We start from the raw sequence: 25,720 nt of genomic DNA on the forward strand, positions 1-25,720 counted from the left end.
GCTGCCGAGGCGATCGGCGGTCCCTCTCGTCCGTCGGAGCAAGAACACAGCAAGAAGGGGCACTGCCTCGTGGCACGGTTTCGGACCTGGGCGGTCATCGCGCTGACAGGGACACTTTCGCTGTCCCTGGGGGCGTGCAGCAGCACCGGAGGCAAGCGGGCCGAGGACGCCCGCAAGGCCGCCGCGGCCCAGGGGAGGGCGGCGGTGAACACCCCGCGCTGGACCTTCGCGATGATCACCCACTCGGGAGACGGCGACACCTTCTGGGACATCGTGCAGAGCGGCGCCAAGCAGGCCGCCGTCAAGGACAACATCAACTTCCTGTACTCGCACGACGACGAGGCCCAGCAGCAGGCGCAGCTGGTGGACGCGGCGGTCGACAAGAAGGTCGACGGGATCATCGTCACCCTCGCCAAGCCGGAGGCCATGAAGGCCGCCGTGGCCCGCGCCGAGAAGGCCGGCATCCCGGTCATCACGGTGAACTCCGGCTCCGCCGAGTCCAAGGCCTTCGGTGCCCTCACCCACATCGGCCAGGACGAGACGATCGCCGGCGAGGCCGTCGGCGACGAACTGAACAGGCGCGGCAAGAAGAAGGCCCTGTGCGTGCTGCACGAGCAGGGCAACGTCGGCCACGAACAGCGCTGCGACGGCATCGCCAAGACCTTCCGCGGCACGCTGCGCAAGCTCTACGTCAACGGCACCGACATGCCCGACGTCCAGTCCGCCATCGAGGCCAAGCTGCAGGCCGACCCGTCCCTCGACGCCGTCGTCACCCTCGGCGCGCCCTACGCGGACACCGCCGTGAAGGCCAGGGCGGACGCCGGCAGCAAGGCCGAGATCGACACCTTCGACCTCAACGCCAAGGTCGCGGCCTCGCTGAAGGGCGGCACCCTCGGCTTCGCCGTGGACCAGCAGCCGTACCTCCAGGGCTACGAGGCGGTCGACCTGCTGTGGGCCTACAAGTACAACGGCGACGTCCTCGGCGGTGGCAAGCCGGTCCTGACCGGCCCGCAGATCATCACCAGGGACCAGGCCTCCGCGCTGGCGCGGTACACCGAGCGGGGCACCCGATGACCGCGACCACGGAAGAAGCCGCGGACGTGACGGCTGACGAAAGGATTCTGCAGACCTCGCCGGTGCGGAAGCTGCTCGCCCGCCCGGAACTGGGCTCGGTCGTCGGCGCGCTCGCCGTCTTCGTCGTCTTCGCCTTCGCCGCCGACGGCTTCCTGCGCGCCGCCAGCCTCAGCACGGTCCTGTACGCCTCCTCGACCATCGGCATCATGGCCGTACCCGTGGCCCTGCTGATGATCGGCGGCGAGTTCGACCTGTCGGCAGGCGTCCTGGTGACGTCGTCCGCGCTGATCTCGTCGATGTTCAGCTACCAGATGACGGCGAACACCTGGGTCGGGGTGGGTGTGTCCCTGCTGGTCACCCTCGCGATCGGCGCCTTCAACGGCTTCATGCTCACCCGCACCGGGCTGCCCAGTTTCATCGTCACGCTCGGCACCTTCCTGATGCTGACCGGCATGAACCTCGGCTTCACCAAGCTGATCGACGGCACGGTCTCCACCAAGACCATCGCCGACATGGAGGGCTTCGCGAGCGCCCACGCCGTCTTCGCCTCGACCCTCACCGTCGGCGGCATCGACTTCAAGGTCACCATCCTGTGGTGGCTGGGCCTGGTCGCCCTCGCCTCCTGGATCCTGCTGCGTACCCGCGCCGGCAACTGGATCTTCGCCGTCGGCGGCAACCAGGACGCGGCCCGCGCCGTCGGCGTCCCCGTCGCCAGGACCAAGACCGCCCTCTACATGGGCGTGGCCCTCGGCGCCTGGATCTCCGGCCAGCACCTGCTCTTCTCCTTCGACGCCGTCCAGTCCGGCGAGGGCGTCGGCAACGAACTGATCTACATCATCGCGGCCGTCATCGGCGGCTGCCTGATCACCGGCGGCTACGGCAGCGCGATCGGCTCCGCCGTGGGCGCACTCCTGTTCGGCATGACCAGCAAGGGCATCGTCTTCGCCGAGTGGAACCCCGACTGGTTCAAGTTCTTCCTCGGGGCGATGCTGCTCCTCGCGACCCTGCTCAACGTCTGGGTCCGCAAGCGCGCGGAGGTGACCGAGTGACACTCGTGGAGCTGACCGGCGTCAGCAAGCGCTACGGCACCGTCCGCGCCCTGGAAGGCGTCTGCCTGGAGGTCCACGCGGGCGAGATCACCTGCGTCCTGGGCGACAACGGGGCGGGCAAGTCGACCCTGATCAAGATGATCGCGGGCCTGCACCGCCACGACGGCGGCACCCTGCGCATCGAGGGCGAGGAGACCCACCTCACCTCCCCGCGCGAGGCCCTGGACCGCGGCATCGCCACGGTCTACCAGGACCTGGCCGTCGTCCCGCTGATGCCGGTCTGGCGCAACTTCTTCCTGGGCTCGGAGCCCCGCAAGGGCGCCGGCCCCTTCAAGCGCCTGGACACCGACCTCATGCGCCGCACCACCCGCGAGGCACTGCTGCGCATGGGCATCGACCTCCGCGACGTCGACCAGCCCATCGGCACCCTCTCCGGCGGCGAACGCCAGTGCGTGGCGATCGCCCGCGCGGTCCACTTCGGCGCGAAGGTCCTGGTCCTGGACGAGCCGACGGCCGCCCTGGGGGTGAAGCAGTCCGGTGTGGTGCTGAAATATGTGGCGGCGGCACGGGACGAGGGCCTGGGTGTCGTTCTCATCACCCATAACCCGCACCATGCGTACCTGGTGGGCGACCGCTTCGTTCTGCTGCGGCGAGGCACGACGGTGGGCAATTACACACGGGGCGAGATCACGCTGGACGAGCTGACCCAGCAGATGGCGGGAGGGTCCGACCTGGACGCTCTACGCCATGAACTGCGCCGTGGTTGAGGGGCACGGGGAACGGCGCGGGCAGCCACCGCGCAGGCCGCGCCCGGCGGCGACCGCGCCTCCCCTCGCCCCGCCCCGCGCAGCACCGGGGGTGAGGGTGCGGCACAATCGAGCCCGATGAGCACCTACCGCGACCTCACCGCCCCCATCGGCTCCCGCCGAGCTCCCGTCCTGCGAACAGTGGGCACCAGGGAACGCCGGTCACATCTGACCGCCCCCCGGGTCCCCACTGTCGGCATCGACATCGGCGGCACCAAGGTCATGGCGGGCGTCGTGGACGCCGACGGCAACATCCTGGAGAAGCTCCGCACGGAGACCCCGGACAAGTCCAAGAGCCCCAAGGTCGTCGAGGACACCATCGCCGAACTGGTCCTGGACCTGTCCGACCGGCACGACGTGCACGCGGTCGGCATCGGCGCCGCCGGATGGGTCGACGCCGACCGCAACCGCGTGCTGTTCGCCCCCCACCTGTCGTGGCGCAACGAACCGCTGCGCGACCGCCTGAGCGGTCGCCTCTCCGTGCCGGTCCTCGTGGACAACGACGCCAACACCGCCGCCTGGGCCGAGTGGCGCTTCGGCGCCGGGCGCGGCGAGGACCACCTCGTCATGATCACACTCGGTACCGGTATCGGCGGCGCCATCCTGGAGGACGGCCAGGTCAAGCGGGGCAAGTTCGGCGTCGCCGGTGAGTTCGGCCATATGCAGGTCGTCCCCGGGGGGCACCGCTGCCCGTGCGGCAACCGCGGCTGCTGGGAGCAGTACAGCTCCGGCAACGCGCTGGTCCGCGAGGCCAAGGAGCTGGCGGCGGCCGACTCGCCGGTGGCCTACGGGATCATCGAGCACGTCAAGGGCAACATCGACGACATCACCGGCCCGATGATCACCGAGCTGGCCCGCGAGGGCGACGCCATGTGCATCGAGCTGCTCCAGGACATCGGCCAGTGGCTCGGCGTCGGCATCGCCAACCTCGCCGCCGCCCTCGACCCGTCCTGCTTCGTCATCGGCGGCGGCGTCTCGGCCGCCGACGACCTGCTCATCGGCCCGGCCCGGGACGCCTTCAAGCGCCACCTCACCGGTCGCGGCTACCGCCCCGAGGCCCGCATCACCCGCGCGCAGCTCGGCCCGGAGGCCGGCATGGTCGGCGCCGCGGACCTGGCCCGGCTGGTCGCCCGCCGGTTCCGCCGGGCCAAGCGCCGCCGGGTGGAGCGGTACGAGCGCTACGAGCGGTACGCCCAGGCTCGCCGCGACCGGGACACCGCATGAGCGCGTCGCTGCCCCGTCAGGCCGCCGCGCCGGACCAGCCGCACCGTCGCGCCGAGACCCCCCGGCACAAGGCCAGGCGCCGCGCGCTCACCCTGCTGATCATCGGTCTGCTGATCGGCGTGCCCGCGCGCTACCTGGTGATCTCCGCCAACCTGAGCCGCGACAGCGGCAAGGACAAGGAGGCGAAGTACTCGGCGACCGGCCTGACCCCGGGCTGGCCGTCGAAGGTGCAGATCCGCCTCTACCAGGTGCCCGTCCCGCACCCGGCCGACCAGATCGCCTCCTACGAGACGAACAACTGGAAGACCAGCCGGCTCTACGCGCAGTTCCGCACCAACACCGCCGGCCTGGACAGCTTCCTGCAGACGATGGGCACCCGCCGGGACCGGCTGAAGAAGGGCGACATCGCCATCGGTACGCGCGACCGGAAGGTCAGCGGCTGGCAGTTCACCGGACCCGGCCCCTGGTGGGGACTGACCCACGGGCAGAAGAACCCGGCGCCGACCCAGGACGTGGTCGTGAACCTGTCCGACCCGAAGAACCCGATCGTCTACGTCGTCTCGCGCACGGTGCCGTGAGCACCGGCCCCGGCCGGTCGCCGGGGCCGGTTGTCAGACCCCGCCCGTAGAGTCGAAGACGTCTGATCCGGCACACGGGCGGGAGGTGGCAGGACGTATGAGCGGTGGCACGGCCGAGGTGGCCGAGCGCACGGGAGGTTTCGGCCCGGCCGGAAACCCGGTCCCGGTGCGCCTCGCCTCCGTCTACCTGCCCGCGCCCCTTCCGCGCGAGGGCCGCATCGCCTTCTGGGACCCCGACGGCGGCTCCGTCGAGGGCGACACCGCCGAACTCACGGTCGTACGACGCCATGGTCCCGGCGTGCGCCGCCGGCAGGTGCCCGCGCTGACCGTGCCGCTCACCGAGGCCCTGCCGCTGCTGGTCCGGGCCCGCCACGACCCGGCCGCGCATCCGGCCACGGCCTGCTGGGGCGCCGCCGCCCTGCACGCGCTGCGGCTGGTCGCGCGCGGCCGCCTGCTGCCCGGCCTGACCCGGGAGGGGCACGACGCCTGGCGGGCCGGCCCGCTGGAACCCGACGACATCGCCCACGTCCGCGCGATCGCCGCGGCCCTTCCCCCCGAGGGCCACGCGGTGCCCCTCCCGGACCCCGGCCCGTTGCGGCTGCCCGAGCCGGAGGCCCTGGTCCGCCACTTCCTGGACGCGGTCGCCGACACCCTGCCCCGCACCCCGGCCGCCCCGTTCACCTGCGGCCGGCCCTTCGCCGCCCGGGAGCCGGTGGCGCTGCCGCAGGCCCACGAGTGGGCGGCCGAGGTCGCCGCCGGCATGGACGCGGGCGTGCGGATCTCGCTCCGCCTGGACCTGTCGGCGTACGACGTCTTCGACGCCGGCGCGAGCGACGGCGCGCGTGCCGCGACACCGGCCGAGGGCGCCCCGCGGGCGACCGGCCCGAGGAACGCCGGCGCCGCCGTCGTGCAGGTGCACAGCCTCGCCGATCCCACCCTGGTGGCCGACGCGGCGGCGCTGTGGGCGGGGGAGGCCGGCACGGCGTTCGGGCCCCGCGCGCGGGTGGACGCCGCCCTCGCCGTGCGGCGCGCGGCACGCGTGTGGCCGCCCCTGGACCGGCTCGCCGAACAGGACGTGCCCGACGTCCTCGCCCTGTCGGAGGACGAGCTCGGCGAACTGCTCGGTGTGGCGGCCACCCGGCTGGCCGCCGCCGGAGTCGCCGTGCACTGGCCGCGGGACCTCGCCCGCGACCTCACGGCCGCCGCCGTGATCCGCCCGGCGCCCGGCTCGGCGACCGACGGCACCGGCTTCTTTGAGAGCGAGGACCTGCTCCGGTTCCGCTGGCAGCTGGCCCTCGGCGGTGACCCGCTCAGCGAGGCCGAGATGGACGCCCTCGCCGAGACCCACCGTCCGGTCGTACGGCTGCGGGACCGCTGGGTGCTGGTCGACCCGGCCCTCGTCCGCAAGGCCCGCAAGCGCGAACTGGGTCTGCTCGACCCGGTCGACGCGCTGTCCGTCGCGCTCACCGGCACCGCCGACGTCGACGGCGAGACCGTCGACGCCGTCCCGGTCGGTGCGCTGGCCGCCCTCCGCGACCGGCTCACCGCGGGCCTGCGCCCCGCCGACCCGCCCCCGGGTCTCGCCGCCACCCTCCGCGACTACCAACTGCGCGGTCTGGCCTGGCTGGACCTCATGACCTCCCTCGGCCTGGGCGGCTGCCTCGCCGACGACATGGGCCTCGGCAAGACCGTCACCCTCATCGCCCTGCACCTCAAGCGCGCCCGCCCCGAACCGACCCTCGTGGTCTGCCCGGCCTCCCTGCTCGGCAACTGGCAGCGGGAGATCACCCGGTTCGCGCCCGGCGTGCCCGTCCGCCGCTTCCACGGCCCCGATCGCACCCTGGACGGCCTGGCCGGCGGCTTCGTCCTCACCACGTACGGCACCATGCGCTCCACCGCGGCCCGCCTGGCCGAACAGCCCTGGGGCATGGTCGTCGCCGACGAGGCCCAGCATGTGAAGAACCCGTACTCCGCGACCGCCAAGGCCCTGCGCACCATCCCGTCCCCCACGCGCGTGGCGCTGACCGGCACCCCGGTGGAGAACAACCTCTCCGAACTGTGGGCCCTGCTCGACTGGACCACCCCGGGGCTCCTCGGCCCCCTGAAGTCCTTCCGCGCCCGGCACGCGCGAGCGGTGGAGAACGGCGAGGACGAGGAAGCGGTCCAGCGCCTGGCCCGCCTGGTACGGCCGTTCCTCCTGCGCCGCAAGAAGTCCGACCCCGGTATCGTCCCCGAACTGCCGCCCAAGACCGAGACGGACCACCCGGTGCCGCTCACCCGCGAGCAGGCCGCGCTGTACGAGGCGGTGGTGCGCGAGTCCATGCAGGCCATCGAGACGGCCGAGGGCATCGCGCGCCGGGGCCTGGTCCTGAAGCTGCTGGGCGCGCTGAAGCAGATCTGCGACCACCCGGCGCTCTACCTGAAGGAGGAGGTACACCCCGGCCGGCCGGCCGCCCGCTCCGGAAAACTCGCCCTGCTGGACGAGCTGTTGGACACCCTGCTCGCCGAGGACGGCTCGGCGCTCGTCTTCACCCAGTACGTCGGCATGGCCCGGCTCATCACCGCCCACCTGTCGGCCCGCGCGATCCCCGTCGACCTCCTGCACGGCGGCACCCCGGTCCCGGAGCGCGAGCGCATGGTCGACCGCTTCCAGAACGGCGAGACCCCGGTCCTCGTGCTGTCGCTGAAGGCGGCGGGCACCGGCCTGAACCTCACCCGTGCGGGCCATGTCGTCCACTTCGACCGCTGGTGGAACCCGGCCGTCGAGGAACAGGCCACCGACCGCGCGTACCGCATCGGCCAGACGCAGCCCGTCCAGGTCCACCGCCTGGTCACCGAGGGTACGGTCGAGGACCGCATCGCCGAGATGCTCGCCGCCAAGCGTGCCCTGGCCGACGCCATCCTCGGCTCCGGCGAGGCGGCCCTCACCGAACTGACCGACCGCGAGCTGTCCGACCTCGTCCGCCTGCGGAGGACCGCATGACAGCCCCCACCCCCCGCCCCGGCGACGCCGCCCGCCACGCCCTGCGGGCAGCACGGGAACGGGCCGAGGCCGAGCGCGCGGAGCGGGCCGAGGCGGCACCGGGTGCGTCGCCGGCGGCGGTTCAGGACGGGCCGGGCGTGACTGAGGAGCCGGGTCAGGCCGGCCCGGGTGCGTTCGAGCGCACGGGCCGGCTCGGTCCGGGCGCCTCGGAGGGGTCGGGTCATGCCGGGCCGAGCACCTCGGAGGATTCGGGCCGGCTTGGGCCCCGTGCATCACAGGGGCCGGTCCGGCACGTGTCGGGTGCGGTACAGGGGCCGGCGGCGGACCCAGGGGAGAGAGGGCCCGAGGACCCGGTTGAGCGAGCGGAGAAGGCGTCCGAGGGGTCGGTTCGGCGCGCGTCGGAGGTGACCGGCGGGTCGGTTCGGCGAGACCAGGAGGCGCCGGAGGGGGCCGTTGAGCCGGCGGCGGGTGATTCGGAGGGGGCCGTCGAGCGAGCGGCGGGCGCCCTTGAGGCCATCGTCTCCGGCGCGGCGGGGGCAACGGATGCGCCGGCCGGGGCGGCGCCGGGAGACCCTGCGACCACCGGCGCGAGGCCCGGCGACGTGGCACGCGCGGCACTCCGGGCCGCGGTGTCCGCGCGGCGGAGCGAGCGCGAAGCTCCGACGACTGCCGTGACCCCGAGCCAGGGCGACGACGAGGTGCAGCCGGCCTCCCCTTCCCCCGCCACCGCTTCGGCCCCGCCCGTCGCGAGCAGCCCGAGTCGGGACGACGCCCCCGACCGTGTCGGGACCGTGCCGCAGGCCCGCTCCGCAACCCCGGAGGGCGGGCGCCCCGGCGACGCCGCTCGGGAAGCGCTGCGTGCGGCCCGGCGGGAGGCGCTGGCGGAGGCGGACGAGGCCGCCCGACGCGGGACGCCGGTGGCGGAGCCGCGTGTGCGGCACCAGGCGCGCGCCACGGGAAACTCCGGTTCGCCGGCCTCGCGCACCGGATCCGGGCCACAGGCCGCTTCCCGGGCCACTCGGCTCAAGGCCGCCCAGGACATCCGGCATTACCTGGCGAACGCCTTCCGGATGCCCACCTGGTCACAGACCCCGGAGGAGACGAACACCGCCGGAGCAGGATCCGGCGACACGACCGACAGCGCCGAGCCGCGCCCGGCGCCTGCCTCGGCCGCGGCCCCGGATACCGCGACCCCCGCCGAGCCGCTGCCCACGCCCACCGAGTCGGTCACCCCCACCGCCACCACCCCGCACCTGACGACGCCGCACCCCGCGACCCCGCCCGCCACCACCCCGAGCGGCTCCGCCCCCGTGTACCCCCACGTGCCGCCCACCATGGCCACCCCCCACCGCGACACCGAACTCCGGCGCACCTTCGCGGCGTTCGCGGCACGGGCGGCCGGGGCCGGGGAGGCGCCGTTCGCGGCGACCTGGTGGGGGAACGCCTGGGTCCAGGCGCTGGAGCAGGGCGCGCTGGATCCCAAGCGGCTGGCCCGCGGCCGCGGGTACGCGGACCAGGGCCATGTGGACGCGATCACCGTCACCCCGGGGCTCGTGCTGGCGTACGTGCGCGGGAGCCGCCCCCGGCCGTACCGGGTCCAGGTGCGGGTCCGCACACTGGAGGACGAGGACTGGGCGCGGTTCCTGGACACGGCCGCCGACCGGCCGGGGCACATCGCCGCCCTGCTCGACAAGGAGCTGCCGCACTCGCTCGCCGACTGCGGGGTCCCGCTGCTGCCCGGCCCCGGCGACCTCGTCCCGCGCTGCAGCTGCCCGGACTCCGGGCACCCCTGCAAGCACGCGGCGGCGCTCTGCTACCAGACGGCACGGCTCCTCGACGCCGACCCGTTCGTGCTGCTCCTGCTGCGCGGCCGGGGCGAGAAGAACCTGCTCGACGCGCTGTCCCGGCGCAGCGCGGCCCGCGCGGCCCGCGCCGCCCAGGAGCGGCGGCCGCAGTCCCTGCCCGGCGTACGGGCCACCGATGCCCTGGCCCGGCGCGCACTCCCGCCGCTGCCACCGCCGTTGCCGGCACCCCCGCACCCCGAGCAGCCACCGGTGTATCCGGCGGCACCCGGCGGCCCGGACCCCTTCGCGCTGGACCAGCTGGCGACCGACGCCGCCGCCCGCGCCCATGCGCTGCTCGGCACCGGACGCGACCCGGTGGGCGAGCTGACCCTGTGGCAGGACGCGGTGCGCCTGGCCGCCGCGCGCCCCGGTTCCGGCCTCACCGCCGGCACCCGCACCCTGTACGCCGCGCTCGCCACGGCCGCGGGCCGCACCCCGGCCGACCTCGCGCATGCCGTCGCCGCCTGGCGCCAGGGCGGGCCGGCGGGGCTGGCCGTACTGGAGGAGCCGTGGGATCCGCCGGCCGGCCGCTTCGACCGGGCCCGTCCGTCGCTGCTCGCCGCCGACCTGCCGGCGTTCCGCCCCTGGCGCAACCGCCTCACCCACCCGCGCGCCCATGTCCAGCTCCGCCTGGGCCGCGACGGCCTGTGGTACGCCTACGAGTCGGAGCCCGGCCAGGACGACTGGTGGCCCCGGGGCACCCCGGACCTCGACCCGGTGGGCGCCCTGACGGGTCTCGGCGCACCGGACGCCACCTGACCGGGAACCGCAACCGGGGACGGCGCCGCAGCAGTGCCTGCGGGGTCTCGTCGTCGATGCGGTGGCCCACCCGTTCCAGGACGTCCGCTGCGTGGCGCAGCGTTCCGCCGCCGCGAGGATCCGCGGGCCGGGTTCCGGGCGGGGTGCCGCGCGGGGTTCCGGGCGGTGGCCGGCAGGTCCCGCGGGACCGGGTGGGGGGAAGAACCGCGACCGCTTCACGTCCTCCGTCGCTGGGCCGGCCGGGTTCCGTCAGGCCTCCGGAGGGGCCCGCCCGCTCGTGCTTGCCAAAACGGATCTTGTTCGTGAATGATCACGCCCGGCGGGGGGTGCTGAGCTGACGGTGGCCTGTGGTCCGGCTCACTGCCGCACACCCGCCGCACAGTGCGCGCGACCGCTTTCATCAGCACGAATTCCAGGGGGAACCATGTCTGCTCAGGATGCCATGGGCACGTCAAGAACGGACGCGCGGGCGGCTCGGGCGGAGGAACGCCCGCTGCCGCCCGCCCGGTCCCGGGGCAGCGCCCTGGGCGGCTGGGTCCTCACCATCGCACTGAACGTGGCGGCGCCGATCCTCACGTACCACGCCCTGCGTGATCAGGGGTGGAGCGAGTGCGCCGCGCTGCTGGCCAGTGGTGCCGGGCCGATGCTCGACAGCGCGGTGCACCTCGTGTGGCGGCGCCGCCTCGACGAGTTCGCCGTCGTGACCCTGGTGTTCCTGGTCATCACGGCTGTCGTCTCACTCGTCGGCTCACACTCGGCCGAGGCCCTGCTGGTCAAGGACTCGGCCGTCACCGGGCTCTTCGGCCTGCTGTGCCTGGCGACGCTGCCGGCGCCGCGACCGCTCATGTTCTACTTCGGCCGCAAGTTCGCCACCGACGGTACCGCCGCGAGTACCGAGTGGTGGAACGGCCTCTGGCAGTTCGAAGGGTTCCGCGCGACCACGCGGACGATGACGACGGTCTGGGGCGTGGCCTACTGCCTCGAGGCGGCGGTCCGCGTTGCGCTGGTCTCCGTGCTGAGCACGGACACCATGGTGACCCTCAGCCCGGTCCTGATCTACGGCGTCCTCGGCAGCCTCATCCTGTGGACGGTCACGTACGGCAAGCGGGCACGGCGCAGAGGCGAGGAGCGCGCCGCCGCCGCGGCCGCCGCCCAGGGCTGAGTCCTAGGCGTCCGTCAGCCGGGCCTCCTCCAGGTCCAGCGCGCGCTGCAGCCTGCGGCGGGTGGTGTCGCTGATGGCGTGGGCGTCGTAGAGCCGCTGGAGCTCCCCCGTCTCCACGGCGATCAGGTCGCGCCGCAGTTGGCGGTAGACCAGATCGGCGGACTCGGTGGCCGCGCCGTCGCTCTCGGCGAGACGGTCGCGGGCGTCGTCGAGGCGGGCGGTCAGGCCGCGGCGGAGCCGGTCCAGAACGACCTCGGGGACGACCTCCAGCTCCGCGAGCTCCTCCAGGCGGGCGAGGCCGGCGTGGGCGAGGTGGGAGCGGGCCCGGGCCTCCTCACGTGCGGTGTGGGCGGGCTCCAGGGCGATGCCGGAGGCGCGCACGACCGGGGCGAGGGTGAAGCCCTGACCGACCAGGGTGACGACGACGACCGAGGTGGTCAGGACCAGCACCAGCGGGCGGTCGGCGAGCGGGGTGCCGTTCCCGGCCGCCTCGGGGATGGACAGCGCGGCGGCCAGCGGCATCACCCCGCGGGTGCCGGCCCAGGTGAGCACCATCGGCAGCCGCCAGCTCATCGGGCTGGAGCCGCCCTTGCGCTGCACCACCGCGGACAGCGGCGCCAGCCACAGCAGGCGTACGGCGATGAGCGTGGCGGCGACCGCGAGGGCGTACAGCGGCCAGGACCGGTCGCCGTGGGCCAGGGCCCGCACCTGCGCGGGCAGCGCCAGACCGATCAGGCTGAACACCACGCTTTCCAGCAGGAACACCACCGTGCCGTACACGGCGTGCAGTTGGAGCCGGATGCGGGCGTTGGTGAGCCGGTCGCCCCGGCCGCCCAGGATCACCCCGGCGACCACGCACGAGGTGACGCCGGAGGTGTGCGCGGCCTCCGCCAGCAGATAGGAGGCGTACGGGGTGACCAGCGCGATCACCGTCTCCAGCACCGGGTCCTCGGTGCGGCGCCGGATCAGGGTGATCACTGCGGCCACCGCGGCCCCGATCACCGTGCCGCCGCCGGCCAGCAGCAGGAACTGGCCACCCGCCGCGCCCCAGTGCGCCGCCGTCGACGCCACCGCGACACCGGCCGCGACCCGGACCAGCACCAGCGAGGTCGCGTCGTTGAACAGGCTCTCCGCCTGCACCAGGACCTGTACCCGGGGCGGCAGGGCGAGCCGGCGGCCGAGCGCGGTGACCGCCACCGGGTCGGTGCTGGCCAGCACGGCCCCGAGGACGAACGCCATCTGCCACGACAGGGGGGTCACGAACGCCGCCACCGCCCCTACCGCAGCCGCCGACGCAAGGACCAGACCGATCGCGAGGATGCCGACCGGTTTCCACACCGCACGCAACTCCCGCCACGGCATGGCCTCGGCGCTCGCGTACAGCAGGGGCGGCAGCACCACGAGCCCGATGATCTGCGGGCTGATCTGGATCTGCGGGGTGCCCGGCAGCAGCGCCACGGCCAGGCCGGCTACCACCAGCAGGGAGGGAGCGGGAATCCGCCAGCGGCGCGCGAACGTCGCGACCACCGTGGCGAGGACCACGAGGGCGAGAACCGTACCGACGCTGCGCATGCCGTCCCCCTGGAATTGCGGAAGCCACCCTGGCTTCCGGCCGACCAGACTTCCCGGCACACCTGCTCTCACCCTATAAGGCCGGCCCACGTCAAGACAGCGTCAAGGTCGCCCCGGCCGGCGCCAGGGAACCGCCAACACGCGCGCCGGCCGCTCCGGGAAGCGGCTTCCCCGGACGAGGAACCCTCCCGTCCCCGCTGTCTGATCACCGAGCCCGGTACGGGCTACCGCTTCGACGGATGCCCGACGAGTAGGTGAACCAGTACCGTCGTACCCTCTGACCAGGCACGTCGGCGTCCCGTCCGCCGCGGATGCCATGGGGGTCCGGGTTCGCGCGGGGGCGCCCCGCTGTCCACTCCGCTCGTGAGATGTGCGAGCGTGAACGGGTGAGCACGACGACGACTGAACTCCTGGAACACGGCTTCGACGGGCCGGAAGGCGCCCCGGTCCTGGTCCTTGGACCGTCCCTCGGCACGACCCGCCACATGTGGGACCGCCAGGTGCCGGAGCTGATCAAACAGTGGCGGGTCCTGCGGTTCGACCTGCCCGGCCACGGCGGGGCCCCCGCCCACCCGGCCGGTTCCGTCGCCGAGCTGACCATCCGGCTGCTGGCCACGCTGGACTCGCTGGGTGTGCAGCGGTTCGGCTACGCGGGCTGCGCGCTGGGCGGTGCGGTCGGCATCGAGCTGGCCCTGCGGCGCCCCGAGCGGCTCGCCTCGCTGGTGCTGGTCGCGGCCTCGCCCCGGTTCGGGACCGCCGACGAGTTCCGGCAGCGCGCGGTGGTCGTACGGACGAACGGGCTGGACCCGGTGGCCCGGACCGCGCCCGACCGCTGGTTCACCGGCGGGTTCGCCGCGGCGCAGCCCGCGATCACCGAGTGGGCGGTGCAGATGGTCCGCACCACCGACCCGGGCTGCTACATCGCCGCCTGCGAGGCGCTCGCCGCGTTCGACGTACGGGCCGAACTGGGCCGGGTCGGCGTGCCGACGCTCGTGCTCGTCGGCGCCGACGACCAGGTCACCGGGCCCGCCGAGGCCCGCACCCTGGTCGCCGGTATCCCGGACGCCCGGCTCGCGGTCGTCCCCGGCGCCTCCCACCTGGTCCCGGTCGAGCAGCCGGCGGCCGTCACCGACCTGCTGGTGCACCACTTCTCCAGCGCCTGGCAGCAACCGTACGAGACCGGCCAGACGGTCCTGCCGGCGGCGTCGGCCGTCCAGGTCCCGGCGGTGGCGCCGCCGGCCGCGCCGGTCGCCGAGACAGCCCCGGCCGCCGCACCGGCGCAGCCGGCCGCGCAGCCCGACCGGTACGACACCGGGCTCAAGATCCGCCGGGAGGTGCTGGGCGACGCGCACGTGGACCGGGCGCTGGCGCAGGCCGACGGGTTCTCCGGGGACTTCGAGGACTTCGTCACCCGCTACGCCTGGGGCGAGATCTGGGACCGGCCCGGCCTGGACCGCCGTACCCGCAGCTGCGTCACGCTGTCCGCGCTGGTCGCGGGCGGCCATCTGGAGGAGCTGGCCTTCCACACCCGGGCGGCCCTGCGCAACGGGCTCACCCCGGACGAGATCGAGGAAGTGCTGCTGCAGACCGCCGTGTACTGCGGGGTGCCGGCCGCGGCCGGCGCGTTCCGGGTGGCCCGGCAGGTGATCCAGGAGGAGACCACGCCCGCCGAGTGAGCCGCGCGCCGCCGGGCTCGGCCCGCCGCCGGGTTCGGCAGGATGGTGAGCCATGAAGCTCACGAAGAAGTCCCACGCCTGCGTCCGCCTCGAGAAGGACGGGCGGACGCTCGTCATCGACCCGGGCGGCTTCAGCGAGGAGGACGCCGCGCTCGGCGCGGACGCCGTCCTGATCACGCACGAACACCCGGACCACTTCGACGAGTTCCGGCTGCGCGCCGCCATGGAGAACAACCCGGCCGCCGGGATCTGGACGCTGAAGTCCGTCGCCGACCGGATCTCGGCGGCCTTCCCGGGCCGCGTGCACACCGTCGGCCACGGCGACACCTTCACCGCCGCCGGGTTCGACGTGCAGGTCCACGGTGAGCTGCACGCGGTGATCCACCCGGACATCCCGCGCATCACCAACGTCGGCTACCTGATCGACGGCGGCAGGGTCTTCCACCCCGGCGACGCCCTGACCGTCCCCGGCGCGCCGGTGCAGACGCTGATGCTCCCGGTGATGGCCCCGTGGAACAAGATCTCCGAGGTCATCGACTACGTCCGCGAGGTACGGCCGCAGCGCGCCTACGACGTCCACGACGCCCTGCTCACCGATCTCGCCCGCCCGATCTACGACCGTCAGATCGGCGCCCTGGGCGGCACGGACCACCAGCGGCTGGCGCCGGGGGCCTCGACCGAGATCTGAGTCCGTTGTCAGTGGCTCCGGGTACGTTGTGAGGCATGCGCATCGCTACCTGGAACGTGAACTCGATCACCGCCCGCCTTCCGAGGCTGCTGGCCTGGCTGGAGAGCAGCGGCACCGACGTGCTCTGCCTCCAGGAGGCCAAGGTCGCCGAGGACCAGTTCCCGTCCGACCAGCTGCGCGAGCTGGGCTACGAGTCGGCGGTCCACGCCACCGGCCGGTGGAACGGCGTGGCGGTGCTCTCCCGCGTCGGCATAGAGGACGTGGTCAAGGGCCTTCCCGGCGACCCGGGCTTCGACGGCGTCACCGAGCCGCGCGCCCTCTCGGCGACCTGCGGCCCGGTCCGCGTCTGGTCGGTGTACGTCCCCAACGGCCGCGAGGTGGAGCACCCGCACTACGCCTACAAGCTCCAGTGGTTCGAGGCCCTCAAGGCGGCCGTGTACGGCGACGCACAGGGCAGCCGCCCCTTCGCGGTCATGGGTGACTACAACGTGGCGCCGACCGACGACGACGTCTACGACGTGGCCGCCTTCGAGGGCTCCACGCATGTCACCCCCGCCGAGCGCGCCGCCCTGGCCTCCCTGCGCGAGGCGGGCCTGGACGACGTGGTGCCGCGCCCGCTGAAGTACGACCACCCGTTCACGTACTGGGACTACCGCCAGCTCTGCTTCCCGAAGAACCGCGGCATGCGCATCGACCTGGTGTACGGCAACGAACCGTTCGCCAAGGCCGTCAAGGACGCCTACGTCGACCGCGAGGAGCGCAAGGGCAAGGGTGCCTCCGATCACGCTCCGGTGGTGGTCGACCTCGACGTCTGATGCCACGCTGGGTCCATGAACCTTCCGTTCCTGGGCCACCGGCACAAGAAGAACGGTGACACGGCGCCGCCCAGCGACCCCGAGGCGGTCGCCGCGCTGCTCTCCGAGTGCGAACTGCTCCGCGCGCAGGCGGACCGGGCGGGCGTCCGCCTCGACGACACCCCGGCCTCGCTGGAGGCGCTGGACCAGCTCGTCCCGCGCTGGCGCGACGACGCCGAGACCCTGCCCTGGCTGGGCCACGACGCGGGGCTGTACCTGGGCACGGTCGTGGTGCGCACCGTGCCCGGCGCCGCCTGGCGGATCCGCCCCGACGGCGAGGCGGTCGTACGGCTGGCGTCCGGCCGCGAGGTCGAGGTCACGGGCGCCGGGCAGGACTGGGCGGCGAGCGGTGTCCCCGAGCTGTCCCAGCTGTACGCGGAGATCGCCGAGACCTGAGCGCCCCTGGCGGACGTAAATACGGCTATTGCCCGAAAGGTGCGTGTCGTCCCTCAACTCCGCTGCCGTCCGGATAGTTTGCGGCAACCACGACACGGCTGAGAGCGAACGGGGCCGCGCACGGCCGGCTTCCTCTCCAGGATCCTCACGCACCGACCGGGGGGCGCGACCCGTGTTCCCTGCCGCGCTGGAGACACGGGAGGAAGGACGGCGCCCGGAAGAAGGCGTACGAGGCCGCGCTCGGCCGTCCGGGGTGTCCGCGCCCCCCTCCTCCTCTGCGCCGTGCCGTTCGGGCTGCCGCGGTTCGGACTCGTGCTGCCCTTCGAGGCGTTCGCGGTCCTCGCCCCGCATCTCCTCCTCGCCACCGGCCGGTTCGCCTGCGCCCCGTGGATGCCCTTCGCGTACGGCCAGTTGGCGGTCGCCCTGAGCCATGCCGGGAAACTCATCGCCTCCAACCTCGACTACGATTTGCCGTTCATCCCTGTGGTGATGGTGACCTCGCCGATCCGCATCGGATGTGCACGCTGCTCTCGTGGTGCGCCGGCCGGGTGTCCCGCCGTGAGCAGCGCAGCCCCAAGACCGAGGCCGTGGCGGTCGCCACGGCCGGTCCTGGGGCGCTGCCGCCGGGTGGGGAGCCCCCCATGGCCCCGGAACCCCAGGGGGACGGCAGTTCACGGGCCAGGCTCGTCCGGCGGCAGCCGGAGATCACTGCTCGCGCACGGGGACGGACACGTACGACGGGTCGTCCGAGGGCGAGGAGAAGGTCAGCTGCGCGCCGGACGGGTTGTGCTCGATGTACAGCGGGTCGACCGTGTCGACCACCAGCGCCAGGCGGTGCCCGGCGGGCACGTCGTAGGCCGTGGAGAACAGGTCCAGGTCGACGTCGAACGGCTCGCCGGGCGTCCGCCCGTGCCAGGTGTACGGCGCGTTCGTGACCAGCTTGCCGATACCGAGCGGCCCCACGTCGTACAGGTAGGCGACGAGGGTGCCGCTCTGCGCGGTCGGGGTCAGCGTCGTGTGGAGCCTGGCCGTGCCGCGCACCTGCTGGGTGCTGCCGTACCGCTCCGACTGCCACACGGCCGCCCAGCGGCGCGGCAGCAGCGGAATCGAGGCCATGGGCGGCAGTTGGGCGATCTGGTCGAGGATGCTGGAGAGGAAGACGATCCCGCCGTCCGCGCCGGAGTCCACGTTCGCGTGGATGGTGCTGGAGCCGGGAAGCGCGAACTTCCGCCGCGTCGCCTCGACCGACTTCCAGTCCGGGTAGCCCTCGTATCCCCCCGCGCTACGGGACTTCAGCTGGACCGGCTGCTCACGGTCGACACCGTTGTCGGCGCCCCTGAGGTAGTGGTCGAACCAGCGCCCGGTGTCCGTCCACACGTCGTTGGGCAGTCCGAACAGGCCGGGCAGCTCGGCGGTCGCGTGGTCGCCGGGCCGCAGTTCGAGCCGCTTGGGCACGGTCAGCTTCTCGTAGAAGCCCGCGTACTGGTTCACCGGGAAGACCGTGTCGCCCCAGGCGTTGGCGAGCATCACGGCGGCGCCGTTGCTGTTCAGCTGGTCGACATAGGTCGCGACGGAACGCTTCCGCCCCCAGTCGATCATCTCCTGTTCCTTGGACAGGTTCGAGGAGTACAGGTTGTGGAAGATCTCCTTCAGTTCCGGGCTCTCGCGGCCGGTGAGGGTGGCCGTGCCGTCCAGGACGGCGGCCGCCTGCACATGCTGGGTGCGGCCCGAGTAGATGGAGTCGATCAGGTCCGCCCAGCCGCTGAGCGCGGCCACGGCCTTGATGCGCTTGTCGTGCGCGGCGGCGAGCAGACTGATACCGGCGCCGTACGACACCCCGGCCATGCCGACGTGCCGCGGGTCGGCCGGGGTGTTCGCGAGGGCCCAGTCGATGACCTTGGAGGCGTCCGCTACGTCCGGCGGACCGGCCACTTCTATCTGACCGCCGGACTGCCAGAAACCGCGCACGTTGTAGGTGAGCACCACATAGCCGGCATCGGCGAGCTTCTGCGCCTGCGCGAGGTACTCGACCTGCGGGAAGGACCAGCTCGTGGGCAGCACGACGAGCGGGTACCGGCGCGAGCCGTCGGCGCCGGCGGGTGTGACGACGTTCCCCTTCAGCACGGTGCCGCCGTCGCCCGTGATGTCCACGAAGCGGACGGACGGGGCGGTGGCCTGGGCGGCGGGTGCCAGGCCGACGACGGTGCCGGCGATCAGCGCCGCCGAGACGGCCGTGGCGGCGGCGGAGCGCAGCGTGGTGCGACCATGTCCCATGGGTCACTCCTTCACTAGTCAACAGTGCAAAGTGACCCGACGGTAACCGGGGCCCCATACCGTAAGTAACCCGTCGGTAAGTTACGTGCCAGTAAAGATTGTTGAGGCGCTACTCACCGGCGGCGGCAGCCGGCTCCGGCAGGGGCGTCCGCGCCGCCCGCGTCACGTCCGCCACCAGCTCGACCACATCCGGGCCGTACGCCTGGGAGTTGACCACCTTCAGCAGCAGGACGAAGGATCCGGTGCCGTACTTGCGGTGCAGTCGCTCGTGGTGGCGGGCCAGATAGCGGGCGGCCGCCTGGTTGGTGACGGCGCGCTGGCCGCAGAAGAGGAACACCGGGCGGGACTCCGACCGGCCGTCCGCGGTGAGCCGGGCGAGCAGGACGTACTCGCTCCTGCCGCGCTCCATGCGGTAGTCCTCCCCGCCGATCCGCAGGGCGCCGGTCTCCGGACCGGCGTCGCTCTCCACGTCCATGCGCGCGCCCGGCAGCAGCGAGGAGAGGTGAGCGGCCATCCTGCGGTTCGAGTAGGGCCCGCCGAGGCAGAACTCCGTGCGCTCACCGAAGCCTTGCTGGATGGCGTCGTGCGCCACGACCTGCACGTGCGCGTTGCAGTCCTTGATCAGGGCGGAGAGTTCCAGCAGGGCGAACACGTCCTGGCGCTTCACCGACAGCTCCGGTCCGCCCGCCGTGTGGTTGACCACGAGCAGCGACTCCGAGTGGTCGGGCATCCCGAAGAACGCCTGCTTGCGGCGCAGTTTGCGGCGCCACAGACACGTACGGGCGAGCCAGCCCAGCGAGGCCGGGATCCCGGTCGCCACCAGGCCCAGGACGATGTTGCGCACGTCGTCGTTCATGGCCGCGCATGGTAGCGGGCGACGGCGGCGGCTACGTACCCGTGTTCGACGTGTGACGTTCGTGTGGCAGGGCACCGAGGCGTACTGTCGGTACTGGACCGATCTGGTTACGCTGCGCGGACTGTCCCGACGGGAGGTACGCATGGGTCGCCCAGGTACGCGGAAACTGGCGGTTCTGGCGGTCTCGGCCGCCGTGGTGTCGGTGGGGGTGACGGCGCCGCCCGCACCGGCGACGAGCCGTACGGCCGGCAAGGTTCCGGTGGCCGTCGGCTACGGCGGCGCCGTGGCCAGCGTCGACGCGGACGCGTCCGCCGCCGGCATCGAGGTGCTCAGACACGGCGGCAACGCGGTCGACGCGGCCGTCGCCACGGCCGCCGCGCTCGGCGTCACCGAGCCCTACTCGGCGGGCGTCGGGGGAGGCGGCTACTTCGTCTACTACGACGCGAAAACCCGCACCGTGCACACCATCGACGGCCGTGAGACGGCGCCGCTCAGCGCCGACTCCGACCTGTTCGTGGAGAACGGCAAGCCGCTCGCGTTCGCCGACGCCGTCAGCAGCGGCCTGGGCGTCGGTACCCCGGGCACGCCCGCCACCTGGCAGAAGGCGCTGGACGAGTGGGGCAGCGAACGGCTCGGCACCGTCCTGAGGCCGGCCGAGCGGATCGCCCGGGACGGCTTCACGGTGGACGACACCTTCCGCTCGCAGACCGCGTCCAACGAGACCCGGTTCCGCTACTTCCCCGACACCGCGAAGCTGTTCCTGCCGGACGGGAAACTCCCCGTCGTCGGCTCCACCCTGAAGAACCCCGAACTCGCCCGCACCTACGAGGAGCTGGGCCGCGAGGGCGTCGGCGCGATCTACCGCGGGGACATCGGCGACGACATCGTCAAGACGGTCGAGCACCCGCCCGTGGACCCCGCCTCCGGCTGGAACGCCCGGCCCGGCAAGCTCGCCGAGAAGGACCTCGCCGTCTACCGCGCCAAGCTCCAGGCGCCCACCAGGACGTCGTACCGCGGCCTGGACGTGTACTCCATCGCGCCCTCCTCCTCGGGCGGTACGACGGTCGGTGAGGCCCTCAACATCCTGGAGGACACCGACCTCTCGAAGGCGAGCGAGACGCAGTATCTGCACCACTCCATCGAGGCCAGCCGGATCGCCTTCGCCGACCGCGGGCGCTGGGTCGGCGACCCGGCCTTCGAGGACGTACCGACGAGGCAGCTGCTGTCGCAGCGGTACGCCGACTCGCGCGCCTGCCTGATCAAGGACGACGCGGTCCTCACCAGCCCCCTGGCCCCCGGCGACCCGCGTCACCCCGCGGCCTGCCACCAGGGCGGTACGGCGGCCCCGACGACGTACGAGGGCGAAAACACCACGCATCTGACCGTGGCCGACCGGTGGGGCGACGTCGTCTCCTACACGCTCACCATCGAGCAGACCGGCGGCAGCGGCATCACCGTGCCCGGCCGGGGCTTCCTGCTCAACAACGAGCTGACCGACTTCTCCTTCACCCCGGCCAACCCGGCCGTGCACGACCCGAACCTGCCCGGTCCGGGCAAGCGGCCCCGCTCGTCGATCTCCCCGACGATCGTCCTCGACCGGCGGGGCAGGCCGGTGGTGGCGCTCGGTTCACCCGGTGGCGCGACGATCATCACCACGGTGCTGCAGACCCTCACCGGGTTCCTGGACCGGCACCTGCCGCTGGTCGACGCGATCGCCGCACCCCGCGCCAGCCAGCGCAACGCCGCCCAGACCGAACTCGAACCGGCCCTGTACGACAGCGACCTGAGGAAACAGCTGGAGGCCATCGGGCACAGCTTCAAGCTCAACCCCGAGATCGGCGCGGCCACCGGCGTGCAACGGCTGCCGGACGGCAGGTGGCTGGCCGCCGCGGAGAAGGTGCGCCGCGGCGGCGGCTCGGCGATGGTGGTGGATCCGGAGCCGTAGCCGGATGGTGGTGGAGCCGTAGCCGGGCCGCCGGCCGCCGCGGCCGCGGGGACTCCGGCTCCGAGCGCCGTGACAGTGCCCGGCCGGGGGCCTCACCCCGCGGACGGCGGGCGTCACAACTCGGCGGCGGGCGGCCGTGCTTCCTCGGCCCGGAAGTCCAGCCGGCCGCCCCTCGCGTCCACCGTCACCCGGCTGCCCTCGGAGATCGTGCCGTTCAGCAGCAGCCGGGACAGCTGGTTGTCCACCTCCCGCTGGATGGTGCGCCGCAGCGGGCGGGCGCCGTACTCCGGCTCGTACCCGCGCTCGGCGAGCCAGTCGACGGCCGCGGGTGTGAACTCCACCCCGACGCCCTGCCCGTCCAGCAGCCGCCGGGTGCCCTCCAGCAACAGCTCGGTGATCTGCCGCAGTTGCTCGCCGGTCAGCTGCCTGAAGATCACGATCTCGTCGATGCGGTTGAGGAACTCCGGCCGGAAGTGCTCGCGCAGCGGGCGCAGGACCTGCTCGCGCCGCGCCTCCTCGTCGGCCTCCGCACCGCCCGGCCCGAACCCGATCCCGGCACCGCGCCGGGTGATCGCCTCCGAGCCGAGGTTGCTGGTCATCACGATGACCGTGTTGGTGAAGTCCACCGTCCGGCCCTGCGAGTCGGTCAGCCGGCCGTCGTCCAGGACCTGCAGCAGGATGTTGAAGACGTCCGGGTGGGCCTTCTCCACCTCGTCGAGCAGCAGCAGCGAGTACGGGTGCCGGCGCACCACCTCGGTGAGCTGCCCGGCCTCCTCGTGCCCGACGTATCCGGGCGGGGCGCCGACCAGCCGGGAGACGGTGTGCCGCTCCTGGTACTCGCTCATGTCGAGGCGGACCATGCGGTCCTCGCTGCCGAACAGCGCCTCGGCGAGCGCCCGGGCCAGCTCGGTCTTGCCGACACCGGTCGGGCCGAGGAAGAGGAAGCTGCCGATCGGCCGGTGGGGGTTGGCGAGTCCCGCGCGGGAGCGCAGCACGGCCTCCGCGACCACGCCGACGGCCTCCTCCTGGCCGACGACCCGCTGGTGCAGGTGCACCTCCAGGCCGAGCAGCCGTTCCTTCTCCTCCTGGGTGAGCCGGCTGACCGGGATACCGGTCTGCCGGGACACCACCTCGGCGACGGCCTCCGCGGTCACCTCCAGGTCCAGCCCCTCGTCGGCCTTCTCCTCGCCGCTCGATTCCGTGATGCGCTGCTTCAGTTCGCCGATCCGGTCGCGCAGCTCCTTGGCCTTGTCGTAGTCCTCGTCGGCCACCGCCTGGTCCTTGTCCCGGACCAGCTGCTCGACCTCGCGCTCCATCGCCCGCACGTCCGTGCCCTTGGTCCGCGCGCCGAGCCGCACCCGGGCGCCCGCCTGGTCGATCAGGTCGATGGCCTTGTCCGGCAGCCGCCGGTCGGTGAGATACCGGTCGGACAGCTCCACGGCGGCGACCAGCGCCTCGTCGCTGTAGCGGACCTGGTGGTGGGCCTCGTACCGGTCGCGCAGCCCGCGCAGGATCTCGACGGTGTCCTCGACCGTCGGCTCGGGCACCAGGATCGGCTGGAACCGGCGGGCCAGCGCCGCGTCCTTCTCGATCCGGCGAAACTCCTCCAGCGTCGTCGCGCCCACGATGTGCAGCTCGCCGCGGGCGAGGGCGGGCTTGAGGATGTTCGCGGCGTCCATCGCGCCGCCCTCGCCGCCGGAGCCCGCGCCGACCACGGTGTGCAGCTCGTCGATGAACACGATCAGCCGGTCGGAGTGGGCGCGGATCTCCTCCACGATGGTGTTCAGGCGCTCCTCGAAGTCACCCCGGTAGCGGGTGCCGGCCACGACCCCGGTCAGGTCCAGCGCGACGACCCGGCGGCACGCCAGGACGTCCGGCACGTCCGCGTCGGTGATGCGCTGGGCGAGCCCCTCCACGATGGCCGTCTTGCCGACCCCCGCGTCCCCGATGAGGACGGGGTTGTTCTTGCCGCGCCGCGACAGCACCTCGATGGTCTGCTCGATCTCGGTGTCCCGGCCGATGACCGGGTCGATCCGGCCCTGCCGGGCCAGGTCGGTCAGATCGCGCCCGTACTTGTCCAGCGTCGGCGTGCCGGTGGCGCGCGGCCGCTCCGGGCGGACCGGGGTGCTCTCCGGGGCCTCGGGCGGCAGGGAGCCGGCCGGGAACCGTGCCGCGTGCAGGATGTGGCCGGCCGCCGAGTCCGGGTTGGCGGCCAGCGCGCTCAGCACGTGCTCCGGGCCGATGTACCCGGCGCCGCTCGCCCGCGCCATGTCGTGCGCGTCCAGCAGGGCGCGCTTGACGGCCGGGGTGAGCGACAGCGAGGTCGGCGGCGGCACCTCGCCGGGCGGGTGCTGCGCCGGGCCGGCCCGGTCGTCGATCTCCGTGGCGAGCGAGTCCGGGTCGGCGCCCGCCCGGCTCAGCAGGCTCCGGGTGGGCTCGGCCGCCACCGCCGCGCGCAGCAGGTGCTGGGTGTCCAGATCCCGGCTGCCGTGCTCGGCGGCGTACAGGGCGGCCCCTCTGACCAGCTCACGGGCCGGCTGGCTGAGCAGGCGGCCGATGTCGATATGGCGTTTCGCTCCGCTGGGGGCTCCGCCGAAGAAGCGGGCCAGGAACTCGCCGAAGGGGTCAGGAGGGTAGCCGTTGGTCATGGCGTTGCGCTTCCTTCGCTGACGACTGGCTCCGCCGGGTAACCGGGTGGGGGCTGTTCATGCCCACGATGACACGATCTGTGGGGGTGGGCATGTTCGCCTGCGGGGGAGGGGGTCCCGTGCTTCGGCACGTGCGGCTCTCGTCGTGACGTGTCACGCCCCCGCGGCAGAGCCGCCTGCCGACACGGCCCCGCGCCCCTGGGCCGGCTGCCCCGGGCGCCGCTGGGTGAGAACCCGCGGACCGGTCTCCGTGATCGCCACCGTGTGCTCCACGTGGGCTGCCCTGGAGCCGTCGGTCGTGCGCAGGGTCCAGCCGTCGGACGCCTCGTAGTAGCCGTCCTTGCCGCCCGCGATGAGCATGGGCTCGATGGCGAGGGCCATGCCCGGGCGGAGCGGGAGGCCGCGGCCGGGGCGGCCCTCGTTGGGGACCTCGGGGTCCTCGTGCATACGGCGGCCCACGCCGTGGCCGCCGAAGCCCTGCGGGATGCCGTAGCCGGCGGTACGGCAGACCCGGCCGACGGCGTGGGCGATGTCGCCGACGCGGTTGCCGACGACGGCCGCCTCGATGCCCGCCGCCAGGGCTCGCTCGGCCGTTTCGACCAGGCGGAGGTCCGCCGGGCGCGGGCGGCCCACCGTGAAGCTGAGCGCGGAGTCCCCGACCCAGCCGTCCAGCTCCGCGCCGCAGTCCACGGAGAGCAGGTCGCCGTCGCGGAGCCGGTACCGGGTGGGGATGCCGTGCACGATCGCGTCGTTCACGGAGGTGCAGAGCACGGCCGGGAAGGGGGTCGGAGCGAAGGAGGGGCGGTAGCCGAGGAACGGGGAGGACGCCCCGGCCTCGCGCAGCACCTCCCGTGCCACCTCGTCCAGCTCCAGCAGCGAGACGCCGACGGCCGCGGCCTGCCGTACGGCCGTCAGGGCCCGTGCGACGACCTGGCCCGCCGCGTGCATGGCGTCGATCGATGTGTCCGTCTTCAGTTCCACCATGCCAATTACTATACCGGTATTTTAATGGGGGCGGTGGCGCGGGGCCGGTATTAGAATGGGTGCATGGTGCGCACCCCCCTCACCCCCGAAGAGCGTGAACGCGGCGAGCGGCTCGGGCAGTTGCTGCGCGAGGCGCGCGGCGGCCGGAGCATGACCGAGGTCGCCGCGCGGGCGGGGGTGTCCGCCGAGACGCTCCGCAAGATCGAGACGGGCCGGGCGCCGACGCCCGCGTTCTTCACCGTGGCCGCGCTCGCCCGGGTCCTCGGGCTGTCGATGGACGAGCTGATGGCGCGGTGCGCGCTCGCGACCGCGTGAGACACCGCGTCCGCGCAACGGGCCCGAGGCCGC

19 protein-coding genes and 1 pseudogene are annotated in these 25,720 nt (G+C 73.3%); 15 read left to right on the forward strand and 5 right to left on the reverse strand.

The genetic code is table 11. The features are described from left to right. The first annotated feature begins 69 nt into the window (after positions 1 to 69). The 8 genes from ACZ7GZ_RS03360 to ACZ7GZ_RS03395 all read left to right on the forward strand — a co-directional run bounded on the left by ACZ7GZ_RS03360 (position 70) and on the right by ACZ7GZ_RS03395 (position 11,479). Positions 70 to 1,074 (forward strand): sugar ABC transporter substrate-binding protein, encoded by a 1,005-nt coding sequence (locus ACZ7GZ_RS03360; RefSeq protein WP_471020559.1) that lies wholly within the window; start codon positions 70 to 72, stop codon positions 1,072 to 1,074. After that, a complete protein-coding gene (locus ACZ7GZ_RS03365) occupies positions 1,071 to 2,123 on the forward strand; it encodes an ABC transporter permease (protein WP_471020561.1) in 1,053 nt (350 codons plus the stop codon). The genes ACZ7GZ_RS03360 and ACZ7GZ_RS03365 overlap by 4 nt, the downstream gene beginning before the upstream one ends. Continuing rightward, positions 2,120 to 2,890, forward strand: a complete 771-nt coding sequence (locus ACZ7GZ_RS03370; protein ID WP_471020563.1) for an ATP-binding cassette domain-containing protein — start codon at positions 2,120 to 2,122, stop codon at positions 2,888 to 2,890. Before ACZ7GZ_RS03365 ends, ACZ7GZ_RS03370 begins: the two co-directional genes overlap by 4 nt. Positions 2,891 to 3,007: 117 nt before the next feature. Then, on the forward strand, positions 3,008 to 4,153 hold the full coding sequence (locus tag ACZ7GZ_RS03375; RefSeq protein WP_471020565.1) for an ROK family glucokinase: 1,146 nt from the start codon (positions 3,008 to 3,010) through the stop codon (positions 4,151 to 4,153). Beyond that, positions 4,150 to 4,731, forward strand: coding sequence for a sugar kinase (locus ACZ7GZ_RS03380; RefSeq protein WP_471020567.1), 582 nt, complete (start codon positions 4,150 to 4,152; stop codon positions 4,729 to 4,731). Before ACZ7GZ_RS03375 ends, ACZ7GZ_RS03380 begins: the two co-directional genes overlap by 4 nt. A gap of 97 nt (positions 4,732 to 4,828) precedes the next feature. Beyond that, the gene (locus ACZ7GZ_RS03385) at positions 4,829 to 7,714 is read left to right on the forward strand and encodes an SNF2-related protein (RefSeq protein WP_471020569.1); all 2,886 of its coding nucleotides are present in this window, start codon (positions 4,829 to 4,831) and stop codon (positions 7,712 to 7,714) included. Between the two features lie 671 nt (positions 7,715 to 8,385). Then, a complete protein-coding gene (locus ACZ7GZ_RS03390; protein ID WP_471020570.1) occupies positions 8,386 to 10,317 on the forward strand; it encodes an SWIM zinc finger family protein in 1,932 nt (643 codons plus the stop codon). A 424-nt stretch (positions 10,318 to 10,741) separates the two neighbouring features. Continuing rightward, positions 10,742 to 11,479 (forward strand): VC0807 family protein, encoded by a 738-nt coding sequence (locus ACZ7GZ_RS03395; protein WP_471020572.1) that lies wholly within the window; start codon positions 10,742 to 10,744, stop codon positions 11,477 to 11,479. A 3-nt stretch (positions 11,480 to 11,482) separates the two neighbouring features. Here ACZ7GZ_RS03395 and ACZ7GZ_RS03400 read toward each other — a convergent pair whose 3' ends face one another. Further along, positions 11,483 to 13,051: a Na+/H+ antiporter gene (locus tag ACZ7GZ_RS03400; RefSeq protein ID WP_471020575.1), complete on the reverse strand. Its 1,569-nt coding sequence runs from the start codon at positions 13,049 to 13,051 to the stop codon at positions 11,483 to 11,485. 368 nt (positions 13,052 to 13,419) lie between these two features. Between ACZ7GZ_RS03400 and pcaDC the strand changes: the two genes are divergently transcribed. From pcaDC to ACZ7GZ_RS03425, 5 genes and pseudogenes are all read left to right on the forward strand, one after another. After that, positions 13,420 to 14,727 (forward strand): bifunctional 3-oxoadipate enol-lactonase/4-carboxymuconolactone decarboxylase PcaDC, encoded by a 1,308-nt coding sequence (gene pcaDC, locus ACZ7GZ_RS03405; protein ID WP_471020576.1) that lies wholly within the window; start codon positions 13,420 to 13,422, stop codon positions 14,725 to 14,727. A gap of 52 nt (positions 14,728 to 14,779) precedes the next feature. After that, positions 14,780 to 15,415 (forward strand): MBL fold metallo-hydrolase, encoded by a 636-nt coding sequence (locus tag ACZ7GZ_RS03410; RefSeq protein ID WP_471020578.1) that lies wholly within the window; start codon positions 14,780 to 14,782, stop codon positions 15,413 to 15,415. A 35-nt stretch (positions 15,416 to 15,450) separates the two neighbouring features. Next, complete coding sequence (locus ACZ7GZ_RS03415; protein WP_471020581.1) at positions 15,451 to 16,230, forward strand: exodeoxyribonuclease III; 780 nt, start codon at positions 15,451 to 15,453, stop codon at positions 16,228 to 16,230. A 15-nt stretch (positions 16,231 to 16,245) separates the two neighbouring features. Continuing rightward, complete coding sequence (locus ACZ7GZ_RS03420) at positions 16,246 to 16,665, forward strand: DUF6278 family protein (RefSeq protein WP_471020584.1); 420 nt, start codon at positions 16,246 to 16,248, stop codon at positions 16,663 to 16,665. A gap of 336 nt (positions 16,666 to 17,001) precedes the next feature. Then, positions 17,002 to 17,297: pseudogene (locus tag ACZ7GZ_RS03425) on the forward strand (amino acid ABC transporter permease); the annotation flags it as partial. A 73-nt stretch (positions 17,298 to 17,370) separates the two neighbouring features. Here the strand turns inward: ACZ7GZ_RS03425 and ACZ7GZ_RS03430 are convergent. After that, positions 17,371 to 18,939, reverse strand: a complete 1,569-nt coding sequence (locus ACZ7GZ_RS03430; RefSeq protein ID WP_471020586.1) for an alpha/beta fold hydrolase — start codon at positions 18,937 to 18,939, stop codon at positions 17,371 to 17,373. 109 nt (positions 18,940 to 19,048) lie between these two features. Then, on the reverse strand, positions 19,049 to 19,795 hold the full coding sequence (locus ACZ7GZ_RS03435) for a hypothetical protein (protein WP_471020588.1): 747 nt from the start codon (positions 19,793 to 19,795) through the stop codon (positions 19,049 to 19,051). A gap of 142 nt (positions 19,796 to 19,937) precedes the next feature. Between ACZ7GZ_RS03435 and ggt the strand changes: the two genes are divergently transcribed. After that, the gene (gene ggt / locus ACZ7GZ_RS03440; protein WP_471020590.1) at positions 19,938 to 21,740 is read left to right on the forward strand and encodes a gamma-glutamyltransferase; all 1,803 of its coding nucleotides are present in this window, start codon (positions 19,938 to 19,940) and stop codon (positions 21,738 to 21,740) included. Positions 21,741 to 21,853: 113 nt separating this feature from the next. On the opposite strand, the gene ACZ7GZ_RS03445 is transcribed toward ggt, so the two are convergent. Continuing rightward, entirely contained in the window at positions 21,854 to 24,388 is a 2,535-nt protein-coding gene (locus ACZ7GZ_RS03445; protein WP_471020592.1) for an ATP-dependent Clp protease ATP-binding subunit, read from the reverse strand. Positions 24,389 to 24,541: 153 nt separating this feature from the next. Then, positions 24,542 to 25,372, reverse strand: a complete 831-nt coding sequence (gene map, locus ACZ7GZ_RS03450) for a type I methionyl aminopeptidase (RefSeq protein ID WP_471020594.1) — start codon at positions 25,370 to 25,372, stop codon at positions 24,542 to 24,544. A 63-nt stretch (positions 25,373 to 25,435) separates the two neighbouring features. Between map and ACZ7GZ_RS03455 the strand changes: the two genes are divergently transcribed. Continuing rightward, positions 25,436 to 25,687: a helix-turn-helix domain-containing protein gene (locus ACZ7GZ_RS03455; RefSeq protein ID WP_471020596.1), complete on the forward strand. Its 252-nt coding sequence runs from the start codon at positions 25,436 to 25,438 to the stop codon at positions 25,685 to 25,687. The last annotated feature ends 33 nt before the right edge of the window (positions 25,688 to 25,720 follow it).

This window comes from Streptomyces sp. NPDC037288 (assembly GCF_055603265.1).

Excerpts from the sequence above, each read along its gene's own strand:
- ACZ7GZ_RS03430 (WP_471020586.1), bottom strand. The coding sequence starts at position 18,939 with ATGGGACATGGTCGCACCACGCTGCGCTCCGCCGCCGCCACGGCCGTC.
- ACZ7GZ_RS03375 (WP_471020565.1), top strand. The coding sequence starts at position 3,008 with ATGAGCACCTACCGCGACCTCACCGCCCCCATCGGCTCCCGCCGAGCT.
- pcaDC (WP_471020576.1), top strand. The coding sequence starts at position 13,420 with ATGTGCGAGCGTGAACGGGTGAGCACGACGACGACTGAACTCCTGGAA.
- ACZ7GZ_RS03420 (WP_471020584.1), top strand. The coding sequence starts at position 16,246 with ATGAACCTTCCGTTCCTGGGCCACCGGCACAAGAAGAACGGTGACACG.
- map (WP_471020594.1), bottom strand. The coding sequence starts at position 25,372 with ATGGTGGAACTGAAGACGGACACATCGATCGACGCCATGCACGCGGCG.
- ACZ7GZ_RS03395 (WP_471020572.1), top strand. The coding sequence starts at position 10,742 with ATGTCTGCTCAGGATGCCATGGGCACGTCAAGAACGGACGCGCGGGCG.
- ACZ7GZ_RS03410 (WP_471020578.1), top strand. The coding sequence starts at position 14,780 with ATGAAGCTCACGAAGAAGTCCCACGCCTGCGTCCGCCTCGAGAAGGAC.
- ACZ7GZ_RS03455 (WP_471020596.1), top strand. The coding sequence starts at position 25,436 with ATGGTGCGCACCCCCCTCACCCCCGAAGAGCGTGAACGCGGCGAGCGG.
- ACZ7GZ_RS03415 (WP_471020581.1), top strand. The coding sequence starts at position 15,451 with ATGCGCATCGCTACCTGGAACGTGAACTCGATCACCGCCCGCCTTCCG.
- ACZ7GZ_RS03400 (WP_471020575.1), bottom strand. The coding sequence starts at position 13,051 with ATGCGCAGCGTCGGTACGGTTCTCGCCCTCGTGGTCCTCGCCACGGTG.
- ACZ7GZ_RS03365 (WP_471020561.1), top strand. The coding sequence starts at position 1,071 with ATGACCGCGACCACGGAAGAAGCCGCGGACGTGACGGCTGACGAAAGG.
- ACZ7GZ_RS03445 (WP_471020592.1), bottom strand. The coding sequence starts at position 24,388 with ATGACCAACGGCTACCCTCCTGACCCCTTCGGCGAGTTCCTGGCCCGC.
- ggt (WP_471020590.1), top strand. The coding sequence starts at position 19,938 with ATGGGTCGCCCAGGTACGCGGAAACTGGCGGTTCTGGCGGTCTCGGCC.
- ACZ7GZ_RS03385 (WP_471020569.1), top strand. The coding sequence starts at position 4,829 with ATGAGCGGTGGCACGGCCGAGGTGGCCGAGCGCACGGGAGGTTTCGGC.
- ACZ7GZ_RS03435 (WP_471020588.1), bottom strand. The coding sequence starts at position 19,795 with ATGAACGACGACGTGCGCAACATCGTCCTGGGCCTGGTGGCGACCGGG.
- ACZ7GZ_RS03380 (WP_471020567.1), top strand. The coding sequence starts at position 4,150 with ATGAGCGCGTCGCTGCCCCGTCAGGCCGCCGCGCCGGACCAGCCGCAC.